This is a genomic window from Dendronalium phyllosphericum CENA369, assembly GCF_016056275.1.
GTDB classification, from domain to species: domain Bacteria; phylum Cyanobacteriota; class Cyanobacteriia; order Cyanobacteriales; family Nostocaceae; genus Dendronalium; species Dendronalium phyllosphericum.
The window spans coordinates 58,324-73,935 of the sequence record NZ_JAECZA010000020.1 but is presented as its reverse complement, the minus strand read 5'-3'; the positions used below and the strand labels follow the sequence as shown (position 1 = coordinate 73,935).

Below are 15,612 nucleotides of genomic sequence, written 5' to 3'. Positions count from 1 at the left end.
GTTTTATTATTGATGTGATTTAAGTTTTCTCAGTACTACAGTACATGAATTTTGCTGCTAAGGAAAAATATAAATTGAATAATAATCAATTTGCTAGACTAGAAAAAAGTATATAAAACTACTTTAATAAACCCATTCAAACTTTGTTGTAGTTTACTTGTTGAGAACTGGATGCTTTGTTTGAAAAGCGGTTAACAATCAGCTTTCAATATTGATACTACTGAGTTGATGTGCTCAATAATAATAGGTAGAAATTTAGAAGTTTATTTACAATAAAATCTCTGGCAGTCGGATTAAATTGTATATTTAATGTATGTATTCTTTTTGTAACCTGTTTAAACCTGTATAATAAAATCTGCTATATTCAGTGTTGTCTGTATATTAAAAAAGTAGATTAAATTACAGTTTTATTTTGTCTTTAATATTTTAGATTTAAGATTATATAAAATTAGTCAATTATTTCCGGTTCCTAATTTCAAATGGTAAAAATTCAGAAGCCAGAATTCAGAAATGAGAATAATGGAAGAATCAGGAATTAATTTTCCTGATGAATGTACTTGTAATATCAAATTTTCTCTAAATTCTGACTTCTGACTTTTAATGTAGATGTATTTGCCGTCAATGCTATTTAAGCATTTACCTTAGTTAACTCTACTTCTCTGCGTCTGGGGACATCATAAATCAAGAAATCATAAGCCATATCTGTATTGGGAAAGATTGCACGAGCTTCTTGAAGCAAATCCTTTAACTCTAAAGAATTTCCGGGAGCATAGCGGGGACTGAAATGAGTCATAATTAATCGATGCGCTTTGGCGACTAAGGCTGTTTGTGCTGCCATCGTAGATGTAGAATGCAGCCGCTGAAAAGCCATATCTGCATCTTGATGGGCAAAGGTAGCCTCATGAATTAAAACATCTACATCTTGCGCCAATTCAACTGCGCCCTCGCAATAAACTGTGTCTGTGCAATAAGCAATCTTGCGTCCAATTTCTATAGGGCCGCATAGTTCTGTGCCATTAATCACTCGTCCATCAGTAAGGGTCACTGTTTCACCACGCTTGAGTTGACCGTAAACACGACCGGGAGGAATTTGCAAAGCCTGAGCTTTTTCAACATCAAAACGTCCGGCTCGGTCTTTTTCTGCTACGCGATAACCAAAAGCTGGGATGCGGTGATGCAAAAGACCACAGCTAACAGTGAATTCATCATCTTCATAAATGACTCCAGGACGGATGGTATGAACTTTGACGGGATAAGAAAAGTGCGTATGGGAATAACGAGAAGCAGCTTGGATATATTCATTTAATCCCGGCGGGCCGTAAATATCAACTCGTTGCACGTTACCAGCCAAGCCGCAACTAGCCAAAAGTCCCATTAAGCCAAAAATGTGGTCGCCGTGCATGTGGGTGATAAAAATTCGGGATAGTTGGCTGCTTTTCAGGTCACTCCGCAAAAGTTGATGTTGAGTACCTTCGCCACAGTCGAATAACCACAGTTCTGCCCGTTGGGGTAATCTGAGGGCAACGCTGGAAACATTGCGTCCTCTTGTGGGTACACCAGAACTAGTCCCTAAAAATGTGATCTGCACAGCGTTCTTTAGCCTTCCTCTTGCTCAATTGGAATGAAGAAAGGTTAAAGGATGAAGAATGATGGATGAAAATTTTATTTTTTATTTTTAGTTCAGAGAAGCCTGAATTCATTTCTTAAACTCCAGGATTTATCCTTGAAGTAAACTTCATCCTTCATACTTCATGCTTTACCCTTCTGTTCGCGCTCTTTTTTCTATAGTGGCATGGTTATTGAGCAAAATTCTTTTGAACGGTTCTCAATTGTCGGTAAATATGCTTTATTGTCACAGAAGAGATATAAAGCGATGGCAGCGCCGCTAGTTAGGCTACCATACTGCAACTAAAATTTTGTTACAGGCCAAGATAACTCACAAATAGTTCCTTTGGGAGAAAGGGGCGATCGCAGAAATTTCCCTTTGAGTTGTTGAGCTAAATTGATAAACTGTTGTGTACCGCGACCTTCTCTAAAGGAATTAATTCCCAAGCCGTCATCAATAATACTCAGAGTGTACCAGCCTTGAGATGCAGTGCAGCTGACTTCAAGACAAGTAACTCCTGTAGCATGTTTGCCGACATTGCATAAAGCTTCTTCCAGAAATCGGCACAGTCCTCGCTTGTGTTCGGTATTCATGCATTGCTCATCTAAAGGTTCAAAGGTGCGAATTTTAAGCTTGATAGTTCTAAAACAAGGAAAGTCTCGCTCTAAAGTATGGGTGTAAACTTGATAGAGAATTTCATGAAGAGGATCTTGCAAGTTTAGTACTAGATGATTTCCTAAGTAAAGGCTACTATCTTCAGTTGGAGGTTCGCGTTGCAAAAAATCATAAATTCCCCGCAGTTCGCGATCTAATTTTTCTAGTTCTTTTTCTAGTTCTGGCAATAGTTCTTGCATTGGTAAATCTTGGTATCGAACCAGCTTCAAAACTTTAGCTAGACTTTGTAGGGGGCCGTTATGAATGGTTTCAAATGTACGCTCAATAATAGCTTGACGAGCTTGAATTCTTGAGCGCAAAGCTTTGTCATATTGATATAAAGCAGTCAATTCCATACCATTTATTACCAAAACTAAAACTGCTGGTACTATTGGAACCCACCAACCCCAGGTTAAAAGTAGATAACAAATCAGGACTAAGCTAGAACTAACAACACCAATAACTACTAAATTTGTTAAAAAAGATTTAGTTATTCGAGCAATAGCAATTCCTAAAAAACCCCAGGCAAAAATCCACGTATATTCCCATGCATTGTCCCAAGTATTTAAGAGCGGTCTAGCATCAAGTACTGCACTGATAATTTGGCTAACAGCATATGCTGGGATTTTCACTTCGTAAACTCCCTCTGTTGCAGGTTTATAGATGTAATTGCAGAAGTATTTATGAAGTCTGACGGCTGGGATCGATTATGCCAATAATTGCAAGGCGATCGCGTATTCAATAGTAATGAAAATTATATTAATAACTCTAAGTAATAACCTTCCTAAAAGATTGATTATTCTCTAATCAATCAAACCTTCTTCTCTGGCTCGCATTTCAGTTTGAATCCGAATATTTTTACCCTCAAGAGGATAAATATTTAAAGCGTCTTGTAACTTACTCCAGTAATGACGTACCATTCGTTCGGATATACACATTCTTTCAGCAATAATTTTATCTTGCAATCCTTCCTCAAATGCCAAAATCAAAACTTTCAGCCATTCTGGTTTTACTTCTAATCCTGTATGAATGCCTTTAATATCTTTTGTATGTGTTAATCCCTGTAATGCCCAATCAACTCTAGTCAACATTTCTGGCGTAGCAAGACTTTTATCGGCGACTGTAAAACCTCCTTTATGACTATCAATATCTGGTCTAATTCTGACCAGAGTTCTCACATGGGCACTTTGAATAACAAAATTAAAGTTGGGATAATTTTTCATCAGAGTTCTGAGAAGTTGCACGCCTATCTCCGGTCTGGCCTTAACTCCAGAATTTTCTGGAATAGAAAGATCCATAACTACGATATCTGGCTGTATGATATTGACTTGTTCGAGAGCATTATTAGCGTTTGTAGCAGTGCTAAATTTGGCATGAGGATAATGTTGTCGCAGTACTTCTACTGTTCCATTCAAAACAGATTCATGATCGTCAATTACTAAAATATTTAACAATATTTTTTCAGACAAATCCTGTTTCATAAATAATACTATATTGAGTCACAATCTCGGCATAATATTTATTGTGTTATCTACAATAATTCTTGTTTTATATTAAATTTTCTCAGTTATATAATGCTTCCCTAGAGGGATTTTTTTCAGTACCAATAGATGATTCAGCAAGAACACTTACCAAATAAAATACCAAGTAACTCTGAGTTCTTGAGTACGATATAAGCATTTGCCTGATGTTAAAAATCTAAATGTTTCGCAAAGATGCTTAAATTCTGGTATATGAGAATTAAAGACAAATGTAGATACATCAGGATAATTAATTTGTACTTTTAACTCTCCGACATTTTCCTTTTGTTTTAAACTAAAATAAATTGAAACGGAAGCTAATATTTCTGACAAAATTATTGTTAGTAATTCTTCTAAAGACATTAAAACAATCAGACCGCGTTCTAGTGGCTCATATCGCCAATCAAGCGGCATATCGCTCTGAAAATGTATATGAGGATTGGATACTAGCCAACGTTCCAATAAGCACTGAATAGCTAAAGGAAGGCTATCTTGCAGGAATGGTGGAAACAAGCGATCGCTCAATTGCACTAAAGAATGATGTAAATTGTCTATTTTGTCTAGATACTTTTGAGTTTTATCACTTGATATACTCATATTCTCTAGTTTCAATAAATATAAATTGCAACGAATTGTGAAAATTTCCTGCAATAATTCATCTCGAATTTTCTCAGCTTCTAGGAAAAGCTTGATTGACTGTCTATAATGCCACCATTGCAATGCTTGTTGAATTCTATAATAAAATATCAGAACTTGAACATTGGTCATAACTTCGACAATGAAAAGTAGAACCTACTTTGGATAGTTTTAGAGTAAGAAAACTAAAATATTGTGGTGTGAGTTATTTTACTATCATCAAATAACATTTATAGTAAATTATGTTATTTTTCTGCGAACTAGAGTGTCTGAATGGTATTCAACAATTACCAAAAGATACTATGATGCTTCCCAAAACTACACAGTATCTTATTAACTAATTTAATCTGAAACTAAGCTTTGTTGCATAATTTATAAAGACAATATTCTCTTCCATACATATTCAGGTTACGGCGGATCGCAAGTCGAAAAAACTGCTGCAAACTAACTTGAAGTGATAGTGGCGTAACTGGGTATTTTGTGTATTAACAAATTCTTGTGGGATAAGTTTGCAGCCCGTCTGGTGCGGGCGGGAATGAATTAAACATCCAATTTCCTAGATATAACAGTTGAAAATTCCAGCAAGAAATCATAAATCAGCGATTAATCTGGCTTTTCGGAGCATAAATTGCATAGCTGTTTCTTGTTGAGAAATAATGTTAGCTTTCACCTCCATCCCTGGTTGGATATGACACTGGCGATCGCGATTTCCAAATTCAACATTTTCAGGTTGAATAGTTGCTTCAAAATAACTAGTAAGAGAATTTACAGTACTTGAAGTTTCTGTAGCAAAATTTTTACCTTCGGGTGTAATTACATCTGGAGAAATAGCACTGAGAACAGCTGAAAGAGTGCCATAATCGGGATACGGACAAGCATCAACTCGTAATTGTACTTTTTGACCGATGGCAATTTTGTTAATCTCCGCAGTCGGAATCATCGCTTTGATCACCAAAGGAGCATTTTGCGGCACAATCTCAGCAATAGCTTCGCTAGTACTTACCACTTGACCGGGGTTACGCAAATTGAGTTTCAGAATGATACCGTCACTAGTGGCACGAATAATGCTACTTTGCAGTTGAGTTTCTACCTGTTGCAGGTCTTTTTGAGACTGCTTGAATTGAGTTTGCATTTCAACTCCCTGCTGGATTAAAGCTTGTTTTTCTTTTTGCAAGTTAGCGATGGTTGCTTGACCTTTAGCAACTTCTTGGGCAATGCGTTCTTGGGCGATCGCCACTATCGCTATACTAGGATTGGTAGCAACTCTAGCCGATTGCATTTTGGCTTGAGCAATTTCTACAGTTTTTTTAGCAGCTGCAAGTGTAGATTTAGTTTGCTCAACCACTAATTTTTTTTGCTCGAATTCACGCCGACCAATTGCTCCTATTTTGGTCAGCTGCTGATAGCGATCGCGATCCATCTTGGCAAAATCTAAATCGGCTTGGGCTTTTTGCAAATCTGCCTGTGATTTTTGCCAGCTAGCTTGTGCAGCGATGTATTCATTTTCAGTAGTTACTTGCTGTTCTTGGTAATCTCTTTGGTTGCGGATTAAATCTACTTTTGCAGAAGCAACCGTTCGTTCTATAACTTTGGTTTCAGCTAATATCTGAGTATTTAAATTGCTAATTTGAGCATCAATTTGAATTAGTTGCAATCTCCCTTGTTGGATATTAACTTGTAGTTGGCTTTTTTTAATTTGTAATTGCTCGGTATCTAATCGAGCAATCGCATCACCCTGTTTGACAACCTGATTTTCGCGTACGAAGATATCTCGAACAATTCCCTCTATTTCTGGTTGTACTAGCCGAATGTTACCCGTAGGACGGACAACAGCAGGGGCATTCACCATCACATTATATTTAATCCATGAAGAGAGAGCGATCGCAGAACCAACAGTCCCGACAAGGAATACTCCTAATAAAGATGTCCAAGTACTAATAGGAGGAAGAAACTCCTCATCTCGAACTAATGGGAGAATTTTCTTATTATGTGTGTAAAGCATATTTTTCCGAATAATTGCTAATATTTAAGGATTGACAAAATCTAGATATTCTCTTGATTGTGTTCGCAATTCATCCAGCGAACCTTGAATTTTTAATCTACCTTCCTCTAGCAAAACAATCCAATCAGCCCGATTAATTACTTGGGGGCGATGACTAATTAAAATTGTGGTTTTCCCTTGACGATGCTTTAGTAATCGCTCCAAAACTTGCGCTTCACTCACAGGATCGAGACCGCTAGTAGACTCATCTAAAATGATAATTGATGGATCTGCAATTATCGCTCTTGCTATTGCTAGACGTTGACGTTGACCGCCAGAAATATTTACGCCAAATTCACCTAAAACAGTTTGATATTTTTCCGGAAGTTTACTAATAAATTCATCAGCACCAGTAATTTCACAAACTCTGACAATTTGCTCAAAAGTAGCATAGGGCGCTCCTAAACGGAAATTTTCTACAATAGAACGACTCCAAAAATGAGCATCTTGAGGAACAAGCACCACTTGTTGTCGCAAACAATCAAGCGCAAGGTCTTGCAAATTATACAATCCAATCCGAATATTGCCAGATTGTAGAGAATATAAGCCAGCAATTAGTTTAGCTAAAGTACTTTTACCGCATCCAGATTTACCAATTACTGCTATAACTTCACCACCAGGAATTGTTATGCTAAAGTCTTCTAGGAGGTCAATTCGCCCAGCATAATGAAAGTTAATATGGGCACAAATAATATCAGCATTACCGGGAATCTTCGCAAAAGGTTTTTTACCATCATCTGCATTCTCTGGTGTGGTATCTATAACTTCTGCCAAACGTTGAATGGCAGTTTTGGCACGAGTAAATTCCTCAACAAAACTGATTACAGTACCAATTAAGCTTAAAAAATTCCCATTCATAGAGTTAAAAGCAAATAGTTGCCCGATACTCATGTGTTCGTGAGGATTTATTACTAAGTTTCCGCCAAACCAGAGCAAGACAATACCACCAATTGCAGCCACTAAACCAGAAAAAGTATTATTAATAATTCCAATATTAATTGTCCGAAATGCTAGATTGGCAAGATTACCAAATCGGCTTTGAAATTCATCTAAAAATTGTGTACCTGATGTAGTAGTTTTGAGAGTAAGTGCACCTTTAAAGGTTTCTACTAAAACTCCTTGAGCTTCAGCCTCTTGAACTAAAAGCTCGCGGGTTTTTTGTCGTAAAGTTGGTAAAAATATAATTGTAGATATAGTCATTAATAAAGAAACTAATGTAGCTACTAGAGTTAGTTTCCAACTATAAAAAACCATGAAACTATAAGAAATTACGGCAATAAAAAATTTACTAGGGAGACTGATAACAACTTGAGCAACTAACTGATTAATCTGGCTAATATCTTGCAAGCGGCTAACAATTTCGCCACTCCGACGCGATTCGTAATAAGCTAGAGGTAATCGCAAAATTTGCTTGCCAAATTCCATGACAAGTCCTAATTGGAGGCGTTGAGCAAAGTGGGCGATTAAATTAGATTGTACCCAAGAAAGACTGCTGAGAATCAAATTCATAATTACTACAGCGATCGCCATAGTAGTAAGTAGCTTGGTATCGCCTCGGACTAAAACATCATCAGTGAGAATTTGCAACAAAAAAGGAGATGCTAAAGATAAGACTCCTAAAAGTAAATTGAGAGGTAAAGCTTGCGCTAAAATCGAGCGAAAAATCCAGACGCGCTTGAAGAAACGCCAAAATCCAGTAACTTCATCATCTTCTGTGTTCAAAAATAGTTCTGGATTTGGCTCTATTAAAAGCATTAACCAATCTGTCCAACCCTCGACTAAATCTTTTTGAGAAAGATAACGCACGCCTACTGCTGGATCGGCAATTATACATTCTTTGCCTTTCTTACCATATAAAACAACCCAGTGATTCCCTTTCCAATGAATAATTGCTGGTAGGGGTGCTTCATGCATTCTATTTAAAAGTTCTGGTGAAGTTTTGACCGAGCGAGCATTAAAACCAAGTGTTTTTGCTCCTCGCTGAAGCCCCAACAAAGTTGTGCCAAATTGTCCAGTTCCAACAGCTTCCCGGATGCGATTTAGAGTAAAATTACGTCCATAATATTTGGCGATCGCAGCAAGACAAGCCGCACCGCAGTCTTCTTCACTGTGCTGTTTAACAAATTGATATTTCATAAAAAATTACCATATATTGTGACGACTCAGCGCCTCAAAAGTTGTCAAATGTCTATTTTTTAAATCCTCAATAAATTATTACTACTTTGATAAAGTTAAGGATTTAACTTTAACTAAAAATTGACATTACGTCCAATAATATATTTAATAATCCTAAGTTGCTCGAACTTGAATCACCTCTGCTTTTTCTGTCATTTCTATTGAAACCAATATTAAATTCTGAAAGCTCATAACCAGTATTTTGCGCGTTGTAAAGTTTGTTTATACCGTTATTAAAATTATTTTCATTATTAGCAAATGATTTTACATTCTTAAATTGAAAATATATATCATATATATTGTTAAAAGAAGAACTGCCACCAATTATTGTTTCTTGAAAGTTCTCTGATAGAATAGTAAATAATTCCAATTTTTGAGCTTCTTTATGGTTAAACATGGTGTTATTTCTTACGTTAAACATCTAACTTGTTAGCCAAAATAATTATTTTGCTAACAACAAAACAACAGTATTGCAAAATAACTATGTTTAATGCTTAGTTTTATTTGCAGATAATAATTAACTGAAAATAAATTCGTTTTTAGTTTTAGAAAAATAGGCAATTAATTATTTTCAACTAATTGCCTAAAAATCTGAATGTTTACCCAAATCAAAAGGGGATATTTAGTTATACATACAAATTGACAAATTTATTAGCTGTAGACTTATTGAGATATTTTGCAGCTTGGATATTCTGATATACTGTACCACCGTCCTCATTAGATTTCACATCTGCATAGAGATCGAAATAGTTATCTGCGTCAAAGTAACTAGTACTAATGTCATCTTGTAATTTAGTATTATCATCCCTATCTGGTGTGTAAGACCAAGTGCCACCAGATACAATTTCTTGTTGTTCAAAAGACAAATTGCTAAATAGTTCGTGCAACATGATTGTAGTTTCCTTTGTTTTTAGATAACTTCGAGAGTTGTCTGCCTCTTTTTTGTGTTCCACTCCTCGCTTAATTAATACAATAACGGTAGCTAATAGCTCAGTCATTCTCATTTTCTGCAAACTTAGTTACCCAATCTAGAAAAACATGTTGCACAATTAAGCCAATAATATTTCTGAAAAATACGCAGATAAAAATCAAATACCCGATTTATCAAAAAAATCGGGTATCTCTGGTTTGTAATTATAAAAATTAAATAAAATTGTCATATATAAACTTCAAGTTTTTAACCTATTTTAGGATGCTTTCAAAAGTTTATTAAGTAACTCTTTTACAATCCAAAATGGCATTAAAGGAACTCCAAGAAATAAATTATCCAATTTATGCCTGTAACACTGTTATTTAATTCTTCTCTCCCAGCCTCCCCCTACCTCTAAGCTGGGCCTACAGCATCTATCGCTGCTTCTAAAGCGATCGCCACATGAGTCCAATGAGTCCCACCTTGGCAATAAACTACATACGGTTCGCGTAAAGGCCCGTCGGCTGATAATTCCAAAGTACTGCCCTCAATAAAAGTTCCCCCAGCCATGACTACTTGACTTTCATACCCTGGCATTTCATCAGGAACGGGGTCGAGGTAAGAACCTATAGGAGAATGCTGTTGTATAGCTTTACAGAACGCAATCAACTTTTCGGCACAGCCAAGTTTAATCGCCTGAATCACATCTCCACGAGGAGCCAGAGGTGCGGGATTTACTGCATAACCAAGTTTGTCAAATACATAACCAGTAAGATACGTCCCCTTCATTGCCTCCCCTACCATTTGCGGTGCTAAAAATAACCCTTGGAACAACAAGCGATTTTGATCGAAAGTAGCACCACCATAACTACCAATACCAGGAGCCGTGAGGCGACAGGCTGCTGCTTCCACTAAGTCAGCACGACCGGCAACATAACCGCCAGCGTTGACAATAGTCCCACCAGGATTTTTGATTAATGACCCCGCCATTAAATCAGCACCAACAGCAGTGGGTTCTTTAGTTTCAATAAATTCGCCGTAGCAGTTATCTACAAAGCAAACAGTGTTAGGGTTTTGTTGCTTAACCAAATGAATGATTTTTTCAATATCGGCAATTGCTAAACTAGAACGCCAAGAATAGCCACAAGAACGCTGAATTAACACTAAACGCGTGTTATCAGTCACACTAGTACTTAAAGCTTCCCAATCTATCGTTCCTTCTGGGGTTAGCTCTAATTGACGGTAATTTATGCCAAACTCGATAAGGGAACCTTGACCTTGACCCCGTAAACCAATAACTTCTTCAAGCGTATCGTAGGGAGAACCCACTATTGCTAACATTTCATCTCCAGGACGAAGCACGCCAAATAAAGCGCAGGCGATCGCGTGAGTTCCAGAAACAAACTGCACTCGCACTGCCGCAGCTTCGGCAGCCATCACTTCAGCAAAAACTTTATCTAAAGTTTCTCGTCCTAGATCGTCATGACCGTAACCAGATACACCAGCAAAATGGTGTGCCCCTACACGGTTATTACGAAACCCATCCAGTACTCGTTTCAGATTATGCTTGACCTGAGCGTCAATTCCAGAAAAAATTTTTAACAGTGCCTGTTGTGCTTGTTGCAGCTGTTCCGAGCTGTTCATTAGTTCCTCAATCAAAAAAAAACATTAAGATATGCGGATTTTTAAATCGCGCAGATTAGGCCAAACAATTCCAATTCGGGTTACTGCATGACAATTGCTACCTCAACAAAACCTCAAATTAACTGGGTTAACACCCTATTTTTCGTCGGACTGCACATCGGTGCTTTGTTTGCTTTTGTTCCTGGTAACTTTAGCTGGCAGGCAGTTGGTGTAGCTTTCTTACTTTACTGGGTGACAGGTGGTTTAGGCATTACCTTGGGATTTCACCGCCTTGTTACCCACCGCAGTTTTCAAACTCCTAAGTGGCTAGAGTATCTTCTAGTTTTCTTCGGGACACTCGCCTGTCAAGGAGGCCCAATTGAGTGGGTAGGGACACATCGCATTCATCATTTACATTCTGATACCGATCCCGATCCCCACGATTCTAATAAGGGCTTTTGGTGGAGCCACATGGGTTGGCTAATTCATAAATGTCCGGCTCACGCTGACATTCCTCGCTTTACCAAAGATATTGCCGAAGACCCAGTTTATCAGTTTTTAGAAAAAAATTTCATCTTCATCCAAGTCGCTCTAGGTTTAGTACTATTGCTTTTGGGCGGCTGGTCGTTCGTTGTCTGGGGAATTTTTGTTCGCATTGTCTGGGTTTACCACTGCACTTGGTTGGTGAACAGCGGTACTCATAAGTTCGGTTATCGCAGCCATGATTCTGGCGATCGCTCGACTAATTGCTGGTGGATAGCCCTACTCGTTTTCGGCGAGGGCTGGCACAATAATCACCATGCCTTTCAATACTCAGCCCGTCACGGACTGGAATGGTGGGAAATCGATTTAACTTGGATGACAATTCAATTGCTGCAAATAATTGGTCTAGCCACTAACGTGAAGCTGGCTCCAACAAAGCAGTAAGTCAATTGTGATTAGTCATTAGTCATTTAATTTAAGACTAATGACTAATAACGAAGGACTCAACATCTAAGAAATGGCATCCAAAAGCTATTTACGGGTGCGCTTGGGTAAGTTAGGTTGCTATAATCCAAGACGCTGATATTCGCTATATGTTAATAAATTTTGCGGCAAGTTACTTTTTTAGTGACTTGGTGGAGGAGTTTTGTCGTTTTTCAGGTTTTCATGACTACATCAATAATCAACAGCCAAAAAGTAAATAATGACCTTGGTAATTCCGATCTGAGGCTAAAAGATATTATCAAAACATTGCCACGCGAGTGTTTTCAACAGAACCGTCGTAAAGCTTGGATGCAAGTGCTGTTCAGTGTCTTTGCTGTTGGTTTGGGCTACTTTATTCTGACAATCACACCTTGGTTTCTGTTGCCCATAGCTTGGATTTTTACGGGCACTGCTTTAACAGGTTTTTTTGTAATCGGTCATGATTGCGGACACCGTTCGTTTGCCAAACGTCGTTGGGTAAACGATTTGGTAGGGCATATCTTCATGATGCCCCTGATTTATCCCTTTCACAGTTGGCGGATTAAGCATAATTATCACCACACTCATACCAACAAGCTAGATGAGGACAATGCTTGGCATCCCATTACACCAGAAGTTTTTGCAGATTGGGATAAACCCAGGCAGTCGGCCTTTGAGTTGTTCATGCGTAAACGCCTCTGGTGGGTAGGTTCAATTGGACATTGGGCTGTTGTGCATTTTGATTGGCGGAACTTCAAAACTAAAGACCAATCGAGTGTGAAACTTTCTGTCGCTGTAGTAGTTTTGTTTGCAGCGATCGCATTCCCTCTCCTAATAGCTACGACTGGGATTTGGGGATTTGTCAAATTTTGGCTGATGCCGTGGCTCGTTTACCATTTTTGGATGAGTACCTTTACTATCGTTCACCACACAGCTTCAGATGTGCCTTTTGTCGCTGCAAACAAGTGGGACGAAGCTCTAGCACAGTTATTTGGTACGATTCATTGTGATTATCCCCGCTGGGTAGAATTCCTCTGTCACGATATTAATGTTCATGTCCCGCATCACATTTCTACTGCTATTCCCTCTTATAATTTGCGTCTAGCCTACAGCAGTATCAAAGAAAATTGGCAGCCTTATCTGCATAATGAATGTCAGTTTTCTTGGTCTTTAATGAAGCAGATTGTAGACCAATGTCATCTATATAAAACTGATGTTGGCTATGAAACTTTCAATGAATACTACGCAAAACGCTAAATAATTATCTCGGTAATTTCACGGTGGTCAAAATATTGTTGATATAGCAACAATAGCGTTGAGCGTTCTGTAATTTAAATAGATTCTGGCAATTAGCTGCCCACTAACATTGTTAGGCAAATTGCCAGAAATTATCTTGTTGTGTGTCAGCAAAAGCTAGCGACGTAGGCATTGCAGAAGTGGGATTAGCTTGCCTCAAAGGAAGTTCAGTTTTTTATCCAATCTCAAGAATCTAGTGCAATTAAATACCGTAACTTTCAATCATCCTCATGGCAGCGACCAATTTGAGGATAAGACTATCCTGCCCTTCACTCTTCAGGATTTAAAAGCTGCAATACCTGCTGAATGTTTTCAGCCCGATGTGAAAAAATCCTTGTTTTACTTTTTTCGTGACATTCTGATTATCGGTCTGCTTTATGCAGTGGCTCATTACCTAGATTCTTGGTTTTTTTGGCCGATTTTCTGGTTAATGCAAGGAACAATGTTTTGGGCTTTGTTTGTAGTCGGACACGACTGCGGACATCAATCTTTTTCTAAGCATAAATGGCTGAATGATTTAATTGGCCATCTTTCTCATACACCGATACTTGTTCCTTATCACGGTTGGCGCATTAGCCATAGAACTCATCATAAAAATACTGGCAATATCGATAATGATGAAAGCTGGTATCCCATGACGGAATCACAATATAAGGAGATGCAATTACCAGAAAAGATAGTTCGATTTCATCTTTTCTTATTTGCTTATCCGATATATCTGTTTAAGCGTTCTCCTAATAAGCAGGGTTCCCACTTTTCGCCTAATAGCTCACTTTTCAAACCAGCGGAAAAATGGGATATCATTACCAGCACTACACTTTGGATTTGTATGGTAGGTTTGCTGGGCTTTCTTACCTATCAATGGGGTTGGATGTGGTTACTGAAATACTACGCCGCACCATACATTGTGTTTGTGATTTGGCTAGACTTGGTAACATTTTTGCATCACACTGAGCCAGATATTCCCTGGTATCGTGGAGACGATTGGACTTTCCTCAAAGGCGCAATTTCTAGTATTGACCGCGATTACGGTTTAATCAATCATATCCATCACGATATTGGTACTCATGTTGCTCATCATATATTCCTCAACATTCCTCACTACAATTTGTTGAAAGCAACTGAAGCGATTAAACCTGTGATGGGTGAATACTTCCGTAAATCTGAGGAACCAATTTGGAAGTCGTTATGGCGTTCTGCTATCAGTTGTCATTTTGTACCTGATACAGGTAGTAAGGTTTACTACACATCTAATAACAAGTAATTTGCCCTTAAGCTAAAAGTTACTAGCTAAACAAGAAAATCCACCTAGGTGGATTTTTTTGTATGATTTGGGGTTTATAATTGTTCTGACTAGATAAAAATTAACTATATCTGAAAAGTTTTATGAGTCTAACTATTCAAGATGTAGAAAGACTACAGCAAAAGCTAGAAGATGAACAGCAGGACTACCAAATAGAACTGCAAGAAGGAAATATTCTAGTTATGGGGCCATCGGATATCGAATCTAGTGAAATAGGCGCTCAGTTGATATTTTTATTAAAACTTTGGGTTAATCCTCATAAGCTTGGGCGCATATTTGACTCAAGTGGTGGATTTATTATGCCCAATACAGATTTACGCGCCCCTGATGTTTCTTTTGTGGCAGCAGCAAGACTAAAGCGTACTGTGAGAGATTTTGCTGAGTTAGTACCCGATTTGGTAGTAGAAATAAAATCAAAAACAGACAGAATTTCTAAATTAGAAGATAAAATAAAGCTATTTTTGGAATTAGGCGCAAAGGTAGGAATATTAATTAATCCAGATAAGTTAACTGTGAGTATATACCGCCCAAACGTTGAACTAAAAGTGTTAACAGGTGAAGATAAGTTAACTATTGATGAGTTATTACCTGGTTGGGAAGTTGCAATATCTGAATTATGGCCGCCTGTGTTTGAGTAATTAAATAGCTAATAATTTTCTGAAATTAACCAAGGCTTTTTTCCCAAAAAATACTCAATCGTTCTGGTTTATAACAACCAAATGGAATAATTTTATAAAACCCAAACAACCAATTGGCTTATCGTCTAGTCTGGCAAGAAAAATAGTAATGAGTAACGGATGGATGAAGTAGAGCATAAATATCAAGACCGTGATTACTTTCAGGAGGATAAGAACTGCCAAATAAGAATCAAGTTCTGCAATCAATTCCTGAATCACAGAACTA

12 protein-coding genes and 1 pseudogene are annotated in these 15,612 nt (G+C 37.8%); 4 read left to right on the top strand and 9 right to left on the bottom strand.

Annotation, left to right across the window (positions count from 1 at the left end):
• Window positions 1–628: 628 nt before the first annotated feature.
• The 9 genes and pseudogenes from I8752_RS07790 to I8752_RS07750 all read right to left on the bottom strand — a co-directional run bounded on the left by I8752_RS07790 (window position 629) and on the right by I8752_RS07750 (window position 11,186).
• Complete coding sequence (locus I8752_RS07790; protein WP_214431742.1) at window positions 629–1,588, bottom strand: ribonuclease Z; 960 nt, start codon at window positions 1,586–1,588, stop codon at window positions 629–631.
• A 320-nt stretch (window positions 1,589–1,908) separates the two neighbouring features.
• Window positions 1,909–2,998 (bottom strand): annotated as a pseudogene (locus I8752_RS07785) (CHASE2 domain-containing protein); the annotation flags it as partial.
• Window positions 2,999–3,063: 65 nt separating this feature from the next.
• Window positions 3,064–3,741: a response regulator gene (locus tag I8752_RS07780; protein ID WP_214431740.1), complete on the bottom strand. Its 678-nt coding sequence runs from the start codon at window positions 3,739–3,741 to the stop codon at window positions 3,064–3,066.
• A 147-nt stretch (window positions 3,742–3,888) separates the two neighbouring features.
• A complete protein-coding gene (locus tag I8752_RS07775; protein WP_214431739.1) occupies window positions 3,889–4,548 on the bottom strand; it encodes a hypothetical protein in 660 nt (219 codons plus the stop codon).
• A 457-nt stretch (window positions 4,549–5,005) separates the two neighbouring features.
• Window positions 5,006–6,418 (bottom strand): HlyD family secretion protein, encoded by a 1,413-nt coding sequence (locus tag I8752_RS07770; RefSeq protein ID WP_214431738.1) that lies wholly within the window; start codon window positions 6,416–6,418, stop codon window positions 5,006–5,008.
• Window positions 6,419–6,442: 24 nt separating this feature from the next.
• Window positions 6,443–8,593 (bottom strand): peptidase domain-containing ABC transporter, encoded by a 2,151-nt coding sequence (locus I8752_RS07765; RefSeq protein WP_214431737.1) that lies wholly within the window; start codon window positions 8,591–8,593, stop codon window positions 6,443–6,445.
• A gap of 109 nt (window positions 8,594–8,702) precedes the next feature.
• A complete protein-coding gene (locus I8752_RS07760; protein WP_214431736.1) occupies window positions 8,703–9,029 on the bottom strand; it encodes a hypothetical protein in 327 nt (108 codons plus the stop codon).
• Between the two features lie 229 nt (window positions 9,030–9,258).
• Window positions 9,259–9,630, bottom strand: coding sequence for a hypothetical protein (locus tag I8752_RS07755; RefSeq protein ID WP_214431735.1), 372 nt, complete (start codon window positions 9,628–9,630; stop codon window positions 9,259–9,261).
• Window positions 9,631–9,956: 326 nt separating this feature from the next.
• Window positions 9,957–11,186: a methionine gamma-lyase family protein gene (locus I8752_RS07750; RefSeq protein WP_214431734.1), complete on the bottom strand. Its 1,230-nt coding sequence runs from the start codon at window positions 11,184–11,186 to the stop codon at window positions 9,957–9,959.
• 87 nt (window positions 11,187–11,273) lie between these two features.
• On the opposite strand from I8752_RS07750, the gene I8752_RS07745 reads away from it, so the two are divergent.
• The 4 genes from I8752_RS07745 (at window position 11,274) to I8752_RS07730 (ending at window position 15,347) form a co-directional block, all read left to right on the top strand.
• A complete protein-coding gene (locus tag I8752_RS07745; RefSeq protein ID WP_214431733.1) occupies window positions 11,274–12,092 on the top strand; it encodes an acyl-CoA desaturase in 819 nt (272 codons plus the stop codon).
• 222 nt (window positions 12,093–12,314) lie between these two features.
• The gene (locus I8752_RS07740) at window positions 12,315–13,367 is read left to right on the top strand and encodes a fatty acid desaturase (protein WP_214431732.1); all 1,053 of its coding nucleotides are present in this window, start codon (window positions 12,315–12,317) and stop codon (window positions 13,365–13,367) included.
• A 235-nt stretch (window positions 13,368–13,602) separates the two neighbouring features.
• The gene (locus I8752_RS07735) at window positions 13,603–14,670 is read left to right on the top strand and encodes a fatty acid desaturase (RefSeq protein ID WP_214431731.1); all 1,068 of its coding nucleotides are present in this window, start codon (window positions 13,603–13,605) and stop codon (window positions 14,668–14,670) included.
• A 122-nt stretch (window positions 14,671–14,792) separates the two neighbouring features.
• Window positions 14,793–15,347, top strand: coding sequence for a Uma2 family endonuclease (locus I8752_RS07730; protein WP_214431730.1), 555 nt, complete (start codon window positions 14,793–14,795; stop codon window positions 15,345–15,347).
• Window positions 15,348–15,612 lie beyond the last annotated feature (265 nt).

Coding starts and splice junctions, on each gene's coding strand:
- I8752_RS07780 (WP_214431740.1), bottom strand. CDS start 3,741: ATGAAACAGGATTTGTCTGAAAAAATATTGTTAAATATTTTAGTAATT.
- I8752_RS07745 (WP_214431733.1), top strand. CDS start 11,274: ATGACAATTGCTACCTCAACAAAACCTCAAATTAACTGGGTTAACACC.
- I8752_RS07765 (WP_214431737.1), bottom strand. CDS start 8,593: ATGAAATATCAATTTGTTAAACAGCACAGTGAAGAAGACTGCGGTGCG.
- I8752_RS07750 (WP_214431734.1), bottom strand. CDS start 11,186: ATGAACAGCTCGGAACAGCTGCAACAAGCACAACAGGCACTGTTAAAA.
- I8752_RS07755 (WP_214431735.1), bottom strand. CDS start 9,630: ATGACTGAGCTATTAGCTACCGTTATTGTATTAATTAAGCGAGGAGTG.
- I8752_RS07740 (WP_214431732.1), top strand. CDS start 12,315: ATGACTACATCAATAATCAACAGCCAAAAAGTAAATAATGACCTTGGT.
- I8752_RS07770 (WP_214431738.1), bottom strand. CDS start 6,418: ATGCTTTACACACATAATAAGAAAATTCTCCCATTAGTTCGAGATGAG.
- I8752_RS07760 (WP_214431736.1), bottom strand. CDS start 9,029: ATGTTTAACCATAAAGAAGCTCAAAAATTGGAATTATTTACTATTCTA.
- I8752_RS07730 (WP_214431730.1), top strand. CDS start 14,793: ATGAGTCTAACTATTCAAGATGTAGAAAGACTACAGCAAAAGCTAGAA.
- I8752_RS07775 (WP_214431739.1), bottom strand. CDS start 4,548: ATGACCAATGTTCAAGTTCTGATATTTTATTATAGAATTCAACAAGCA.